The organism is Xanthomonas sp. LMG 8993 (assembly GCF_009835065.2).
GTDB lineage: Bacteria > Pseudomonadota > Gammaproteobacteria > Xanthomonadales > Xanthomonadaceae > Xanthomonas > Xanthomonas arboricola.
In genome coordinates, this window is the sequence record NZ_QVIF02000002.1 from 347,208 (window position 1) to 362,748 (window position 15,541).

At 66.5% G+C, this 15,541-nt stretch carries 9 protein-coding genes; 3 read left to right on the forward strand and 6 right to left on the reverse strand.

What is annotated here, in order from left to right:
* Nucleotides 1-98: 98 nt before the first annotated feature.
* The 4 genes from DYQ94_RS04640 to DYQ94_RS04655 form a co-directional block, all read right to left on the reverse strand.
* The gene (locus DYQ94_RS04640) at nt 99-2,498 is read right to left on the reverse strand and encodes a TonB-dependent receptor plug domain-containing protein (protein ID WP_126966263.1); all 2,400 of its coding nucleotides are present in this window, start codon (nt 2,496-2,498) and stop codon (nt 99-101) included.
* Between the two features lie 314 nt (nt 2,499-2,812).
* Nucleotides 2,813-5,200, reverse strand: a complete 2,388-nt coding sequence (locus DYQ94_RS04645) for a TonB-dependent receptor plug domain-containing protein (RefSeq protein WP_126966262.1) — start codon at nt 5,198-5,200, stop codon at nt 2,813-2,815.
* Nucleotides 5,201-5,474: 274 nt separating this feature from the next.
* Nucleotides 5,475-5,900, reverse strand: a complete 426-nt coding sequence (locus tag DYQ94_RS04650; RefSeq protein WP_160954771.1) for a VOC family protein — start codon at nt 5,898-5,900, stop codon at nt 5,475-5,477.
* A gap of 237 nt (nt 5,901-6,137) precedes the next feature.
* The gene (locus DYQ94_RS04655; protein ID WP_126966261.1) at nt 6,138-8,522 is read right to left on the reverse strand and encodes a TonB-dependent receptor plug domain-containing protein; all 2,385 of its coding nucleotides are present in this window, start codon (nt 8,520-8,522) and stop codon (nt 6,138-6,140) included.
* A gap of 177 nt (nt 8,523-8,699) precedes the next feature.
* Between DYQ94_RS04655 and DYQ94_RS04660 the strand changes: the two genes are divergently transcribed.
* Together DYQ94_RS04660 and DYQ94_RS04665 are read left to right on the forward strand one after the other, a co-directional pair.
* A complete protein-coding gene (locus tag DYQ94_RS04660) occupies nt 8,700-10,616 on the forward strand; it encodes an ABC-F family ATP-binding cassette domain-containing protein (RefSeq protein ID WP_126966260.1) in 1,917 nt (638 codons plus the stop codon).
* Between the two features lie 50 nt (nt 10,617-10,666).
* Complete coding sequence (locus tag DYQ94_RS04665) at nt 10,667-11,167, forward strand: YcxB family protein (protein WP_046343867.1); 501 nt, start codon at nt 10,667-10,669, stop codon at nt 11,165-11,167.
* An 18-nt stretch (nt 11,168-11,185) separates the two neighbouring features.
* Here DYQ94_RS04665 and ampR read toward each other — a convergent pair whose 3' ends face one another.
* Nucleotides 11,186-12,061: a LysR family transcriptional regulator AmpR gene (gene ampR, locus DYQ94_RS04670; RefSeq protein ID WP_126966259.1), complete on the reverse strand. Its 876-nt coding sequence runs from the start codon at nt 12,059-12,061 to the stop codon at nt 11,186-11,188.
* 100 nt (nt 12,062-12,161) lie between these two features.
* Here ampR and bla point away from each other — a divergent pair, with 100 nt between their 5' ends.
* On the forward strand, nt 12,162-13,055 hold the full coding sequence (gene bla, locus DYQ94_RS04675; RefSeq protein ID WP_126966258.1) for a class A beta-lactamase: 894 nt from the start codon (nt 12,162-12,164) through the stop codon (nt 13,053-13,055).
* 153 nt (nt 13,056-13,208) lie between these two features.
* On the opposite strand, the gene DYQ94_RS04680 is transcribed toward bla, so the two are convergent.
* Nucleotides 13,209-15,359: a phosphocholine-specific phospholipase C gene (locus DYQ94_RS04680; protein WP_126966257.1), complete on the reverse strand. Its 2,151-nt coding sequence runs from the start codon at nt 15,357-15,359 to the stop codon at nt 13,209-13,211.
* Between the last annotated feature and the right edge of the window lie 182 nt (nt 15,360-15,541).

The window sequence follows — 15,541 nt, forward strand, 5'->3', positions numbered from 1 at the left end:
CGCGAATCGAGATGCCCACAACGACAAACACCGCCGATCACTCGGCGGTGTTTGCGTGGACGCATGTACCGATCGTCAGATCCGCTCGAACCCGCCGGTCAGAACCGGTAGGTGACCCGCCCGTACCAGTAGCGGCCGTTGAAGCCGAACGGCGACAGCGACGAATACTGCAGGCCGCCGGCGCGGTCGTCGTAGGCGGTGGTCAGCTGCGCCTTGGTCGGATACTGATTGGTGAGGTTGTCCGCGCCCACGGTGAAGGTGAACGCGCTCCAGGTCTGGCTGGCGGCCAGGTTCAACAACCAGCGCGCGTCGTAGGTCTGGTCCTGGCTGCCATCGGCCGGGTCGCTGATGCGCTTGATCGATCCGTAGCGGGTGGCGTTGAAGTTCAGCGCAAAGCCGCCCAGCGTCCAGTCCGCCGCCGCCATGTACTTGGTGCGCGGGGTGGCGTCGGTGAGCAGGCCCTGGCTGGCGCGCCCGAAGTTGGGGTTGGACAGTTCCAGGATCGTGGTCTTGTTGTAGTTGGCGCTGGCACTGAGATTGAGCTTGCCGTAGCTGCCCAGGTCGGCGAGATAGCTGTTGATCCAGTCCACGCCACGGGTGCGGCTGGTGGCGCCGTTGACGAAGAACTGCACCGCGGCCACCTGGCCGATCGGCTGCGCCAGCTGCAGCTGGTCCGAATACAGGATCTGGTCCCAGATGCGGATCTGGTAGACGTCCAGGCTGGAAGTGAAGCTGGCGGTCGGCTGCCACACTGCGCCCAGGCCGTAGTTGGTGGATTTCTCCGGGCTCAGCGGGCCGGCGCCAAGCGCCACCGCGACCGGGTCGGAGGTGCGGTAGGTACCGACCTGCACCAGCTCGCCGTTCTGGATCAGCGTCACCACCGAGGCGTAGTTCTGCTGGGCCAGCGACGGTGCGCGGAAGCCGTTGGAGATGGTGCCGCGCAGCGAGAAGGTGTCGCTGAAGGCGTAGCGCGCCGACAGCTTGCCCGAACGCGTGGAGCCGGCATCGCTGTAGTTTTCATAACGCCCGGCGATGCCGCCGGACAGCTTGTCGGTGATGTCCGCTTCCAGGTTGGCGTAGACCGCATTGCTGTGGCGTCCGAACTTGCCGGCCACCGTCGGCTCCAGGCCGGAGAACACCTGTGCGCCGCCCGGATACGGCGCGCCGTCGTCGGGATTGATGGTATTGGGGTCGAAGAAGTACGACTCCGGCGAGCCGGCGGTGATCTGGTAGCGGTCCTGGCGATGCTCGGCACCGAAGGCCACATTGACCGGATACGCCAGGCCCCAGTCGAAGGACTTGTTGATGTCCAGGTTGACCGTGCCCTGTTCGGTTTCGAAGCCACCGGAATTGAAATTGGTCGGCGAGCTGCCGGTGGTGTAGTACAGGTTGGTGTTGATGCTGTTGAGGATGTTGAAGGTCATGTCGTTCTTGCCGTAGGTGGCCGACACGTCCCAGTTCCATTCGCTCTCGGTGCTGCCTTTCAAACCCAGCACGGCCGAGCGGTCGTTGGTGGGGTTGTAGATCTGCGGCAGGAAGCCGTTCGGGTAGATCGCCTGCACATTGCGCGCGGTGTTGTCGGCGGCGCGGTAATAGCCGTTGGAGGTGACCTCGCGACGGCTCATGCTGAGGTGGCCGTACAGTTCCAGGTTGGGCGAGAACGCGTAGCCGAATGCTGCCAGCCCCTGATAGAACGTGGAGGCCGGGTCGCCGTGGCGCTGGTAGGGCACACCGCCCGGATTGGGCGTGCCCGGCACGGTGGTGGCGCGGTTGGTGTTCTCGCCACGGTTGGTGCTCATGGTGTTCTGGTAGTTCCACGACAACCGTACCCAGCCCGGCGCGGTGTCGCCGCCGCTGCCGCCGAACGGCAGGCCGACCGAGCCGTCGATGCCGTTCTGCTCGCCATCGCCCTTGTCCATGATGCCGCCATTGACCGACACGCTGTTGCTGCCGGCATCGGCGCCATGCTTGAGCACGATATTGACCACGCCGGCGATCGCATCGGAGCCGTACTGGGCCGAGGCGCCGTCACGCAGCACTTCGATGCGCGCGATCGCCGACATCGGCAGCGAGTTCAGGTCCGCCGGCGCCGAGCCGCGGCCGACGTACGGGTTGTAGTTGATCAGCGAGGAGGTGTGATAGCGCTTGCCGTCCACCAGCACCAGCACCGCATCCGGCGACAGGCCGCGCAGCGTGGCCGGACGCGCGGCATCGTTGCCGTCGGAGATCGCCGGGCGCGGGAAGTTCAGCGATGGCAGCAGCTTGCCCAGCGCGGTGGCGATGTCGGTGGCGCCGGTGGCCTGCAGCGACTGCTCGGTGATGATGTCGATCGGCGATTCGGATTCGGCCACCGTGCGGTCGCTGACGCGCGTACCGGTGACGATCAGGGTATCCAGGGTTTTCTGCGGCTGGGCAGGCTGCGATTGCGCACTGGCAGCGAACGTACAGACGGTGAGTGCGACCGAGATCGCAAGCGAGAGTGCGTTGGAGGTGTGCATGGGAATGAAGACTCAAATGGGATGGTGGACGCAGCGATGCGCTGCGCGCATTGCCGGGGGAAGACGACGGCGGACTGCGTGACCCGGGTTGCCTGCGCGCAGCGCGTGTGCGCTGGCAAGGCGACGTGCACAGCAAGACAGCAGACTGCGACGCAGCGTGTGCTGCGTGGCGCATCCTTGCGAAAGAAGGGGGGGAGCTCGCCCTTTCGCGACAATCGGAAAGGGCGAGCGATGCTGCGGGCGTGCTGCCCCGTCTCAGCGAGGCGGGACGAGGCGATCGACATGCCGGTCGCTGCCGACCGGCACGCGGCGATTTACCACTTGTAGCTCACGTTGGCGTACACCAGCGCACCGTTGAAACCGAACGGCGAGGCGCTGCTGTAGGGCAGGTAGGTGCGCGTGCCCAGGCCGGCTTCCTGGCGGTCGGGATACTCGTTGAGCACGTTGTCGCCGCCGATGGTGAAGTTCCAGTCGTTCAACTTGTAGGACGCGGCCAGGTCCAGCGTCCACTTGGCCGCATAGGTCTGGTCGCTGCCGGCGTTGGTGCCGAAGGTGCTGAACTCGCCCCAGCGCGTGGCGGTGCCGGTGAACGACCAGTTGCCTGGCGACCAGGTGCCGCCCAGGAAGAACTTGTCGCGCGGCGTGCCTTCGGTGATGCGACCGAGTTCGGCGCGGCCGATGCGCACCGCACCCGGATCGATCGCTTCCAGCGCTGCCGGGTTGTCGGCGACCCGTTCCACTTCGGTCTTGTTGTAGTTGTAGCCGGAGGTCAGCTCCGCGCTGCCGCCGTCCAGGTTCCAGCGATAGGTGCCGACCGCATCCACGCCTTGGGTCTTGGTGTCCACCGCGTTGGTGAAGTAGCGCCCGCCACCGATGCCCGGGAAGCCATTGGCCTGCAGATAATTGCGCGCCGCATTGGAGGTGAGGTTTTCCGACAGCACGATGCGGTCATCGATATCGATGCGGTACGCATCGACCGTGATGTACAGGTTTTCGATCGGCTGCAGCACCACGCCAAGACCGTAGTTCTTGGATTCCTCGGCCTTCAACGGCTCGGCGCCGAGTGCGATCGCGGCCGGGTTGTCGGTACGGAAGGTGCCGATCTCGAACGGGATCGCGGTGACCGTGCCGTTGGGCTGGGCCACGTTGAGGAACTGCGTGGCGATCGACTGGAAGTTCTGCTGCTGCAACGACGGCGCACGGAACCCGGTGGAGGCGGTGGCGCGGACGGCCACCTTGTCGGTGAACGCGTAACGCAACGACAGCTTGCCGGTGGCGGTATCGCCGAAGTCGCTGTACTTCTCGTAGCGCCCGGCCAGACCGGCCGAAAGCTTTTCGGTCAGATCCGCTTCCAGATCGACGTACGCCGAATGGCTGTTGCGGTTGTAGTAGCCGGCGTCGGAGAGTTTGAAGCCGGGAAACACCTGTGCGCCCGGGATCAGTGTGCCTGCCGCAGAGGGAATGCCGCCATTGGCCGAGGACGCCGCGTCGCCGGGCGACTGGTTGAACTTCTCGCCGCGCCATTCCGCACCGAAGGCCAGCGTGACCGGATACGCCAGGCCCCAGTCGAGCGTCCTGGTGAAGTCGGCATTGAGCACGTTCTGGGTCACTTCCAGCGTACCGGCATGGAAGTCGGTCGGGCTGGCCAGGCCCAGGCTGTTGTTCAAGCTGTTGCGCACATCGAAGGTGAGATTGTTCTGGCCGTAGTTGTAGCTCAGGTCGATGTTCAAGCCGCCTTCGGTGGAGGTCTTCAAGCCGCCCACCCACGACACGTCCTTGCTGACGTTGTAGATCTGCGGCAGGAAGCCGTCCGGATAGATTTCCGGGCGGTTGCGGTTGTCGCCGGCAAAGCGGAAGTAGCCGTTGGAGAGCACTTCGCGGCGGCTGACCATGCCGAACGAGTAGAAGGTCAGGTAATCGGTGGGGCTGTATTCGCCATTGAAGGAGATCGCGCCCTGGTCGATGTCCGGATCGCCGTAACGCTGCTCCACGCGGCCCTGGAATGGCAGTGCGCGGTTGGTCTGGTCCGAATGTCCCGCCTGTGCGGCCAGATGCACCTTGCCGGTGCCGGCAAAGCTGAAACCGGCATCGCCGGACAGCTGATACTGCTCGCCATCGCCGGCGCTGTACTTGCCGTAGCGGCCATTGACGCTGCCGCCTTCGCCGCTGCCCTTGAGCACGATGTTGATCACGCCGGCAATCGCATCCGAACCGTATTGCGCCGATGCGCCGTCACGCAGCACTTCGATGCGCTCCACTGCGGCGATCGGAATGGTGTTGAGATCGGCCGGCGACGAACCACGGCCCTGGGTGTCGTTGAGATTGATCAACGCGGTGCTGTGATAGCGCTTGCCGTTGACCAGCACCAGCACCTGGTCGGGCGACAGGCCGCGCAGCTGCGCCGGGCGCACTGCGTCCGAGCCGTCGGAGATGGCCGGGCGGGGGAAATTCAACGAGGGGATCGCGCGTGACAGCGCGGTAGCCAGCTCGGTGGTGCCGGTCGATTCCAGTGCCTGTGGCGAGATGATGTCGATCGGCGATGCCGATTCGGCCACGGTGCGATCGGCCACGCGCGTGCCGGTCACGATCAAGGTATCGAGCGTTTTCTGGGTGGGAGCCTGTGACTGCGCGGACGCGTTTGAAGCGGAAAACGACAGTGCAAGAACAACGGCAACTGCGAGTGGACTGGTCTTGCAATTCATGCGGTGACAACTCCGAGTGGGGAACGGATGCATCGCAGGGGGCCCCCTCCCGGGCCGCGTCCGTTGCGGCAGCTGCGGTGCGTTCCCAACCATTAACCACGTGTAACCGCATGTCAAATTTTGGTTACGTTGCGCAAGTAACTGTCATGTATGACGTGCTACTGCCATCGTTGTCATCGTGCACCAAAGTGATGCGTAGTTTGCACCAGACCTGCGGTATCAGCCGCTTGCCTGCACCATCATGGACATCGATACGAGATATGAAACTTCTGCATCAGAACGTGATCTGCACCGCATCGGCACTGCGTTGCGCAGGACCATGGAACACCGCTTCGATGTTGTTGCCATCCGGGTCGAGCACGAACGCAGCGTAGTAGCTGGGGTGATAGGGGCGCACGCCCGGCGCGCCGTTGTCGCGACCGCCGTGGGCGAGGGCGGTCTGATGGAATGCATGCACCATGGCCACGTCGTGCGCCTGGAAGGCCAGATGGTGGCGGCCGGTGAGTTGGCCTTGCGCCATCGTGTCGCGATCGGACACGAATAGCTCGTCGGCCCAGAAGAATCCCTCGCCTTCGCCACCGATCGGAATGCCCAGCACATCGAGCACCGCCTGGTAGAAACGTCGGCTCGCCGCCAGATCGTGGACGACCAGATGCAGGTGATCGATCAGGCGGCCACGTGAGAGCTGCGCTGCGTCCATGGTGGGTGCTCCGGCAGGGTGGAAGCGGTGTTGATACCACCGTAGCCGCCGGCAGCTCTTCACGGCGCATCGATGCCCGCGCCTGGATGGCTGCATCAAACGCCGCACGGACAACGGATAAAACGCACACGCCCCGGGCAAGCCGGGGCGTGTGGTCAGGCGTCAGGATGCGGTCGTGCCGCGCGCGTCAGCAACCAACGCGTGGCAACACCGCAGCAGTGTGGAGCGCTGTCTTGATTACCAGCGATAGTTGATGCGGCCGTACACGTAGGCACCGTTGAAGCCGAACGGCGACAGATTGCTGTACGGGAACTGCCCGCTGGTGGAGTTGGCGAAGTTGTTCTCGTCCGGGTACTCGTCCAGCAGATTGTCCGCACCCAGGGTCAGCGTCCAGCGATCGATCTTGTAGCTGGCCGAGGCATCCACCACCCACTTGGCGCCGAAGGTCTGGTCGTTGATCGCCGCGGCCGGACGCGTGCTGTACTTGCCATAGCGCGTGGCACCCAATGCCAGCGTCCAGTGCTCCAGGTTCCAGCTACCGTTGACCAGGAACTTGTCGCGCGGGAAGCCTTCCTCGATGCGACCGCGTTCGGTGCGGTCGATGCGCTCCAGGCTCAGCCCGTTGGCCGACAACGCAGCCGGATTGGCGGCGACGCTGCGCACTTCGGTTTCCGAATAGTTGTAGCCGGCGGTCAGGTCCACGCTGCTGGCGGCGAGCTGCCAGCGGTAGCTGCCGACCACGTCCACGCCGCGCGTGCGCGTATCCACCGCATTGGTGAAGTAGCGCCCGCCGTTGATGCCGAAGATGCCCTGCGCTTCGAGCAGGTTACGCACGCCGGTGCCGGTGAGGTTGGACGACAGCACGATGCGGTCGTCCACGTCGATCTGGTACGCATCCACGGTGAGGTAGAGCGCATCGGTCGGCTGCAGCACCAGGCCCAGGCTGTAGGACAGCGAGGTCTCGGCATCCAGCGGCTCTGCGCCCAGCGCGCGCGCCACGTTGCTGTCGGCCGGGAAGGTGCGGATCTCGAACGGGTTCGGATTGCCGGCCAGGAAGGTGGTGCTGGTGGACTGGAAATACTGCTGCGCCAGCGATGGCGCGCGGAAGCCCGACGCCACCGTGCCGCGCAGCGCGATCTTGTCGGTGAACGCATAGCGCCCGGACAACTTGCCCGATGCCTGGCTGCCGAAGTCGTTGAAGTCTTCGTAGCGCCCGGCCAGGCCGGCGGAGAACTTGTCGGTGAAATCGGCTTCCAGATCTGCGTACAGCGCGTAGCTGTCACGCGAGTATCGCCCGGACACGCTGGGCGCGAATCCGCCAAAGCCCTGCGCGCCACCGGCCAGTGCGCCGGCCTGGAAATACGAGCCCACTTCGCCCGGCGACTGGTTCCACTTCTCGTTGCGGTATTCGGCACCGAAGGCCACCGTCACCGGATACGCCAGGCCCCAGTCGAAGCCGCGCTTGACGTCCAGGTTGACGATGTTCTGCGTGGTCTCCAGCGCGCCATCGTAGAAGGAGGTCGGCGAGCTCGGCCCCAGGCGGACGTTGAGGGTGTTGCGGGTGTGGAAATCGATCTTGTTGTAGCCGTAGTTGTAGCTGGCATCCCAGTCCCAGCCACTAGCGGTGGAACCGCGCACGCCGGCCACCAGCGAGCGGTCCTTGGCGTAGGTCTGGATTTCCGGCAGGAAGCCCTGCGGATACACCGACAGGATGTTCTGGCTGCTGCCCGGCGCGCGGAAGAACGCGAACGAGGTGATGTCGCGGTTGCTGGCGGAGGCGAAGGCGTAGCCGGTGATGCTGTCGCTGAAGGCGAACTCGGTATTGGCCGACACCGCCTGCGCATTCACGTCCGGGTCGCCGATCTTGAACGCCTTCTGGCCCACGGCCGGCTGCGAGGCGCTGGGTGCGCCGGCATAGCCGCGCGCGCGGTCGGTGGGGTCCTGCTGGTTGAGCTGGGCGGCCACGTGCAGCCAGCCGCGCTCGTTGCCGTAGGCCACGCCGGTGTCGCCGGACAGCTCGTAGTTGCTGCCGTCGCCGGCCGAATACTGGCCGAAGCCGGCCTGCAGGCTGCCGCCCTTCTCCGCGCCCTTGAGCACGATGTTGACCACACCGGCGATGGCATCGGAGCCGTACTGCGCCGAGGCGCCGTCGCGCAGCACTTCCACGCGCGCGATCGCCGCCACCGGAATGGTGTTCAGGTCCACTGCCGCGGCGCCACGGCCGATGGTGCCGTTGAGGTTGAGCAGCGAGGAGGTGTGGCGGCGCTTGCCGTTGACCAGCACCAGCACCTGGTCCGGCGACAGGCCGCGCAGCTGCGCGGGACGGATCGCGCTGGTGCCGTCGCTCAGGGCCGGGCGCGGGAAGTTCAGCGACGGCAGCGCGCGGGCCAACGCGGTGGCCAGCTCCGAGGTGCCGGTGGCCTGCAGCGACTCGGCGCTGATGATGTCGATCGGCGACTGCGACTCGGCCACGGTACGGTCGGAGACGCGGGTGCCGGTGACGATGACGGTATCGAGCGTATTGGCGGGCGCGCTGGCCGGGGTGGCGGTCTGGGCGAAGGCGGGGGAGGCGAGCAGCGCCGCAACGACGGCGGTTGCGAGCGTGGACAACGGGTAATTCATGACAACTCCGAACGGGGGTCCAGGCAGGACCAGCAAGGCTGGGCGGGGTCTGGTCGCGGCGATGCGAAGGGAACGACGGCCAGCCCGAAGGCGCTAATTATTCGTTAACGCTAGAATGGCGTCGCAGGAGTGCTGCTCATCTGCTCATTCCTTTTCGTTCTATCGGACTGTCCATCAATGATTTCCCTGCGCAACTTCTCCATGCGACGCGGCGAGCGTCTGCTGTTGTCCAACGTCGACCTGACCATGCATGCCGGCTACCGCGTTGGTGTGGTGGGCCGCAATGGCACCGGCAAGTCGAGCCTGTTCGCCGCGGTCAAGGGCGAACTGGAAGCGGACAAGGGCGATGTCGACCTGCCCGGCAAGGTGCGCACCGCCAGCGTCTCGCAGGAAACCCCGTCGCTGCCCGATCCGGCGCTGTCGTTCGTGCTCGGCGGCGACATCGAGGTCTCGGCGATCCTGCAGGAAGAGGCCGCAGCCACTGCGCGTGAGGACTGGGAAGCGGTCGCCAATGCGCACCAGAAGATGGCCGAGCTCGGCGCCTACGACGCCGAGGCGCGTGCCGGCAAGTTGCTGCACGGCCTGGGCTTCCCGGCCGACACCCATCACCGCGCGGTGTCCTCGTTCTCCGGCGGCTGGCGGGTGCGCCTGAACCTGGCGCGCGCGCTGATGATGCCCAGCGACCTGCTGCTGCTGGACGAACCGACCAACCACCTGGACATGGATGCGGTGCTGTGGCTGGAGCAATGGCTGCTCAAGTACCCGGGCACCTTGCTGCTGATTTCGCATGACCGCGAGTTCCTCGACAACGTGGCCACGCATACGCTGCATCTGCACGGCGGCACCGCCAAGCTGTACGTCGGCGGCTATACCGATTTCGAGCGCCAGCGCATCGAGCACCTGCGTCAGCAGCAGATCGCCCACGACAAGGAACAGGCCGAGCGTGCGCATCTGCAGAGCTTCATCGACCGCTTCAAGGCGCAGGCCAGCAAGGCCACCCAGGCACAGAGCCGCATGAAGCGCCTGGCCAAGATGGCCGGCACCGAGGCGGTACGCGCCGAGCGCGAATTCCGCATCCAGTTCGCCCAGCCCAATCGGTTGCCGTTTTCGTTGATCCGGCTGAATCACGCTGCGTGCGGGTATGCGGCTGCGCCGCGGGAATCGGGAATCGGGAATGGGGAATCGCAAAAGCTGGGGTCCAGCGATGCGATTACCGTGTTGCACGATGTCGGATTCGGATTGGAGGCGGGTGACCGGATCGGGTTGCTGGGGCCGAATGGTGCGGGTAAGTCAACACTGGTCAAGACGCTGGTGGGCGAGCTGCAGCCGCTGTCGGGCGAGCGCAGTGCGCATCCGGATCTGCGGATCGGCTACTTCGCCCAGCACACGGTGGAATCGCTGCACGAGGGCCAGTCGCCGATGGATCACTTCCGCGAGCTGTCGCCGGATGGCGCCAATCAGGCGTTCCGTGATTTCCTGGGCAAATGGAACTTCGCTGGCGACCGCGCCTTCGAAGTGGTGGATGGGTTTTCCGGCGGCGAGCGCGCGCGTCTGGCGCTGGCGCTGATCGCCTGGCAGCAGCCGAACGTGCTGCTGCTGGACGAACCGACCAACCATCTGGACCTGGAAATGCGCGAGGCCCTGGCCGAAGCGCTGAGCGACTTCGAAGGCGCCATCGTGATGGTCTCGCATGACCGCCATCTGATCGGCCTGGTCTGCGACAGTTTCTGGCGCGTGGCCGATGGCGTGGTCGAGCCGTTCGCTGGCGATCTGGACGAATACGCCGCCTGGCTGCGCAGCCGCCCGGCCGCCCAGGGCACCAAGCAGAAGATGGCCGAAGTGGCGCCGACCCCGCCGCCGCCGACCAAGCCGCTGCCGCCGAAGAAAGCCGTCAACCCGCACAAGCTGGCCAGCGCGGAAAAGCGCGTCGGCGAGCTGGAAGCCGCGTTGGCAGAGCTCGACCGCCAGCTGGCCAACCCGGCGAACTATGCCGACACCGACAAGATGGCGGTGCTGGGCCGCGACCGTGAGGCCACGGCGCAGCAGCTGGCCGCCGCCGAGGCGGCGTGGATGGAGTTGATCGAAGGCGCGTAACGCGCAGGCGTTACGATGCGCGTGGGGCCAAGCACAGGGAGGTAGGCAACATGATCAGCGCCACCATCAGTCTGGAAGACCATCTGGCCGCGCAGCGCCTGCATGCGCGACAGACGGCCAAGCTATTGATCGTGATCCTGGTGGTCCTGCTGTTGATCGGGGCGGGGTTGCTGCAACTGATCGGGGCCGGCGAAATCATCGGCCCGATGCTGATCGGTGCCGGAGGCGGCGGCTTGATCGGCCTGGTGGTGTTGCACGTCTGGGGCTTGCCGCGGAAGATCAAACGCCTGCACGCGCAGCAGGCCGCGCTGCGGCATACCTACACCTTTGCGTGGGACGAGACCGGGCTGGAGATCACCTGGGCAGACGGGCGACTGCGCCGGCCCTGGTCCGATTACATCCGCTACCGCGAGAACGAGCGGGTGCTGCTGCTGTATCACAACGACCGCTTGTTCGAGCTGTTCGCCCCGCACTGGTTCGCCGACAGGGCGCACTACGAGGCGTTTCGCCGCGTGGCGGTGCAGGGGATCGCGGCATCCGCGCGCCGCTGAGCGCAGCGGCGGGCTCGCTCAACCTGAGCGCTGTTGCTCTGTTGTCAGCCAGTCGCGCAATCGCGCATCGGCATCGCCTTCCGGGCGCGAGCGCAGCCGGGTGAGCCAATAGCGTCCGGCGTCGATCTGGATCGGGAACGGGCAGACCAGGCGCCCGGCATCCAGATCCTGGCGAAACATCGGCAACGGCAACAACGCCACGCCGGCACCGGCGGCCGCCGCGCTGGCCAGCGTCAACGACGAATCGAACATCGCCCCGCGTGCGGCGACTTCGGCCACGCCCGCCGCGCGAAACCACTGCGGCCATTCGTCCAGACGGTACGAGCGCAATAACGGCAGCTGGGCCAGATCGGCCGGTGTGCGCAGGCCCCGCGCCATGCTGGGCGCGCACACCGGCGCAAACGGCGCCTCCATCAGCGCATGGGCGATCTGGCCCTGCCAGTCGCCGTCGCCGAAACGGATCGCCAGATCCAGCCCTTCGCCAGCCAGATCGACCCGGTTGTTGTGGGTGGAGAGGCGCAATTCGATCTCCGGATGCGCGGCATGAAACGCTGGCAATCGCGGCAGCAGCCAGCCGGTGGCGAAGGTGCCGACCACGCCGACGCTGAGCACCTCGCGATAGCGCCCATCGGCAAAGCGCTCCAGGGTCGCCGCGATGCGGTCGAAGGCCTCGCTGAGCACCGGTGCCAGCGCCGCGCCCTCGTCGGTGAGCGCCACGCCGCGTGGCAGGCGGTGGAACAGGCTGCTGCCCAGTTGCTGCTCCAGCGCCTTGATCTGGTGGCTGAGTGCGGCCTGGCTGACGCACAGCTCGCTCGCGGCGCGGGTCAGGTTCTGGTGGCGCGCGGCGGCCTCGAAGGCGCGCAAGGCGTTGAGCGGGAGGCGGGGGCGTGGCATGCACAGAGATTAGTTCAATTCATGCCAGGGATCGAAACATCGCAATAGTCCGGTGGCCGGCATGCGCCGATACTGCGGGCTCTTCCCTGGAGGCTGCTGCATGTTGAACCGTCGACAATTCCTGTACGCAACCGGCGCGGGCGTGCTGCTTGCGGCCTCCAGACCTGCATGGGCACTCACGCCGGCGATGACGGTGGACGATGTGCTGCGGGCGCAGTGGGCGGAGATCGAACGCCGCAGCGGCGGCCGCCTGGGCATCAGCCTGCTCGACAGCGCCACCGGCAGGCGCCTCGGCCAGCGCGAAGACGAGCGCTTTCCGATGTGCAGCACCTTCAAATTTGTATTGGCTGCGGCGGTACTGCAGCGGGTGGACAGGGGCGAGCTGACATTGGCGCAACGGGTAACGATCCGCGCCTCCGACATGCTCGAGCATGCCCCGGTCACCGAGCGCCATGTCGGCGGGGCGCTGAGCGTGGCCGAGCTCTGCCGGGCCACGATGATCTACAGCGACAATCCGGCCGCCAACCTGCTGTTTCCGCTGGTCGGCAACCCGGCCGGCCTGACCGCCTTCCTGCGCGGCATCGGCGATGCGCACACCCGCAGCGACCGCCGCGAGCCGGAGATGAACCGGTTTGCCCCTGGCGACCCGCGCGATACCACCACGCCGGCGGCAATGGCCGCCACCTTGCGCACCCTGCTGCTCGGCAACGCGCTGCAACCGGCCTCGCGCAAGCAGCTGACCGACTGGATGATCGACAACCGCACCGGCGATACCTGCCTGCGCGCCGGCCTGCCGCGCGGCTGGAAGATCGGCGACAAGACCGGCAGCAACGGCAGCGACACCCGCAACGACATCGCCATCATCTGGCCACCGGCAGGCAAGGCGCCATTGCTGCTCACCGCGTACTTGAATGGCGCCAGCGTCGACAGCGATGCGCGCGACGCGGCGTTGAAGGCAGTGGCGGCCGCGGTGCGCGACAGCATCGTGGGGTGAGCGCAACGACCCGCTGCCTCCCGCGATCCATGTCGCGTGTGAGTGGGAACGATTGGCATGCTGGATGCGGCCGACGCGCACTGAGCGGCACCGTGCGCAAGCATGCTGAGCACGCAGCAGCCTGCGCGCTCACCGCATGCCCGGCTGCAAGGTTCAGCCGGGTGCCCCGATCGGCAAAGGCAGGTCTTGCTGCAGCCGCGCCGGCCCGCCCATGGCTGGATCACTGACGCTGTCTGCACCGGTTTCGATACGTCCGGCCAGACGCTGAGCTGCGCCGTCGTGGTGCACCCACAGGTCGTACCAGCCGCCAGTTGCCGCCGCTTTCCAACGGCGCCGCTCGGTGGTGCCGGGTGCAACGCTCAGGCGCTCGTGCGGCTGCGCGGCTGAATATGCGGCCGGTTGCAGCTCCACCTGCACGACAGTGCTGCCGGCATTGCGCAGCGATAACAACACGGCCGCGGGATCGTTTGCATCCTGGGTGATCTCGGTCACCAGCAACGGTGCACTCAGATCGCCACGGTAGTGACGATGGAATCCGTTGGGGCCGAGCAACCACAGATCGTAACGGCCGTCGTCGGTGGTCCACGTGGCATCCACTGCTGCGCCGCTCCCTACGGTGTAACGGCGCGGAATCGCCGCAAGATCAAAGCGGTCGTAGACATGCAGGACCACCGCAGCACCCGCGTTGGACATGCGCAGCCTCACCTGGCCACGCTCGGGCAACGCTGCCAGTTCCACGCTTTGGCGATACGGCAGCGCCCGCGAACGGCGTGTACCGAAGGGCTGCTGCGGCGGTTGCAACGCGGCAGGCAAGGGCGGCAGTGCGTGTTCGCGCAGGGCTGCCGCGCGCGCTGCGGTTGCGCTGACATCGGGCAGCGCCGCGGCGAACGGGCGCGCATCGGCCGTGCGGAAATCGAACGCATTGACCAGGTCGCCACAGACTGCGCGCCGCCACGGTGTGATCTCCGGTGCGGGCACGCCGAAGCGGCGTTCCAGCAGCCGCAATACCGATGTGTGGTCGTACACCTGCGAGTCCACCCAGCCGCCGCGGCTCCACGGCGAGATCACGTACAGCGGCACGCGCGGACCCAGGCCATAGGGGCTGCCGCGCAGCTCGGGCAGATCCACTTTCTGTTCGCCCGGTGCCGGGTGGCGGTGGTAATCGTCGTCGGTGGCGATGCTGGATGCGCCGGCAAGGCCGCCGGCCGCGCGTGGGTCCGGCGACGGCGGCGCCGGCGGCGGCATGTGATCGAAAAAGCCGTCGTTCTCGTCGAACATCAACAGCAATGCGGTGCGGCTCCACACCTGCGGGTCGGCGGTGAGCGCATCCAGCACGCGTGCAGTGTAGGCCGCGCCTTGCGCTGGACTGGACGGATCCGGATGTTCGCTGCCGGCCGCATCGGCAATGATGAAACTCACCGATGGCAGTTGCCCGCCCAGCACATCGGCGCGCAGCTGCTCGACACCGCGCGTGCTGACGCCACGCGCGCGCAGTTGCGCATCGTGCCCGGGCGCGGCATTGAAGGCCTGCCGGAATGGCGCGAAGCCCGCCAGCGGGTTGTCGGTGAAGTTGTCGCGCATGTCCTGATAGATCTGCCAGGACACGCCGGCGTTCTGTAGCTGCTCGACGTAGGTCGTCCAGCGGTAGGAGTCGGGGAAACCGCCCAGCTCCGCAAAGTTGTCGTGCGAGTTGCCGATCACCGGGCCACCGGCACGCGCCTGCGGGTCGTTGCCGCCGCTCCACAGGAACACGCGATTGGAATTGGTGCCGGTCTGGATCGAGGCGTGGTACGCATCGCAGATGGTGAAGGCGTCGGCGAGCGCGTACTGGAACGGAATATCCGCGCGCCGGTAATAGCCCAGCGCATGGTTGTGCTTGGCGGCGGCCCAGTGGCCGAGCCGGCCGTGATCCCAGGCGCGTTGCGCATCCACCCAGCTATGCGGCGTGCCTTGCACGCGCATGAAGCCGAATTGCGCTGCCGTATCCAGCGCGAACGGCGTCAGCCATTGGCGGCCGTCCTCGCTGGGCTGCAGCCACACCGTGCGCGCGGGCGCGCCCGGTAGCGGCGGTGCGGGAATCGGAAAACGATCGCCGAACCCGCGCACGCCGGGCAGGCTACCGAAGTAATGATCGAAGGCGCGGTTTTCCTGCATCAGGATCACCACATGCTGCAGATCCTCCAGCGTGCCGGTGCGGCGGTCCGGCGCGATGGCGGCGGCCCGCGCGATGCTGGGCGGCAGCAGCGCGGCGGCGGCACTGGCAAGCCCGGTCTGCAGAACGCGGCGGCGGGGAAGGTCGATCATCGTGTCACCTGGTTGGCGTTCCCATCCTGTCTGCGTTGGAGCGGGCTGAGCGTAACCGACGCGTCAGCGGGTTTATTGTCTTGCGCTTGCAACACCGCCGATCCTCTCCGTTTACACCTGCGTGGCAGGCGATGCAGGGGGCGGATCGGGTGGCGTGTCTTCAGCCCGATCCGCTCCAGCAC

Bases quoted from the DNA above. Each gene is read 5' to 3' on its own strand.
- DYQ94_RS04665 (WP_046343867.1), top strand. From the start codon at position 10,667: ATGATCAGCGCCACCATCAGTCTGGAAGACCATCTGGCCGCGCAGCGC.
- DYQ94_RS04660 (WP_126966260.1), top strand. From the start codon at position 8,700: ATGATTTCCCTGCGCAACTTCTCCATGCGACGCGGCGAGCGTCTGCTG.
- DYQ94_RS04640 (WP_126966263.1), bottom strand. From the start codon at position 2,498: ATGCACACCTCCAACGCACTCTCGCTTGCGATCTCGGTCGCACTCACC.
- DYQ94_RS04655 (WP_126966261.1), bottom strand. From the start codon at position 8,522: ATGAATTACCCGTTGTCCACGCTCGCAACCGCCGTCGTTGCGGCGCTG.
- DYQ94_RS04680 (WP_126966257.1), bottom strand. From the start codon at position 15,359: ATGATCGACCTTCCCCGCCGCCGCGTTCTGCAGACCGGGCTTGCCAGT.
- bla (WP_126966258.1), top strand. From the start codon at position 12,162: ATGTTGAACCGTCGACAATTCCTGTACGCAACCGGCGCGGGCGTGCTG.
- ampR (WP_126966259.1), bottom strand. From the start codon at position 12,061: ATGCCACGCCCCCGCCTCCCGCTCAACGCCTTGCGCGCCTTCGAGGCC.
- DYQ94_RS04645 (WP_126966262.1), bottom strand. From the start codon at position 5,200: ATGAATTGCAAGACCAGTCCACTCGCAGTTGCCGTTGTTCTTGCACTG.
- DYQ94_RS04650 (WP_160954771.1), bottom strand. From the start codon at position 5,900: ATGGACGCAGCGCAGCTCTCACGTGGCCGCCTGATCGATCACCTGCAT.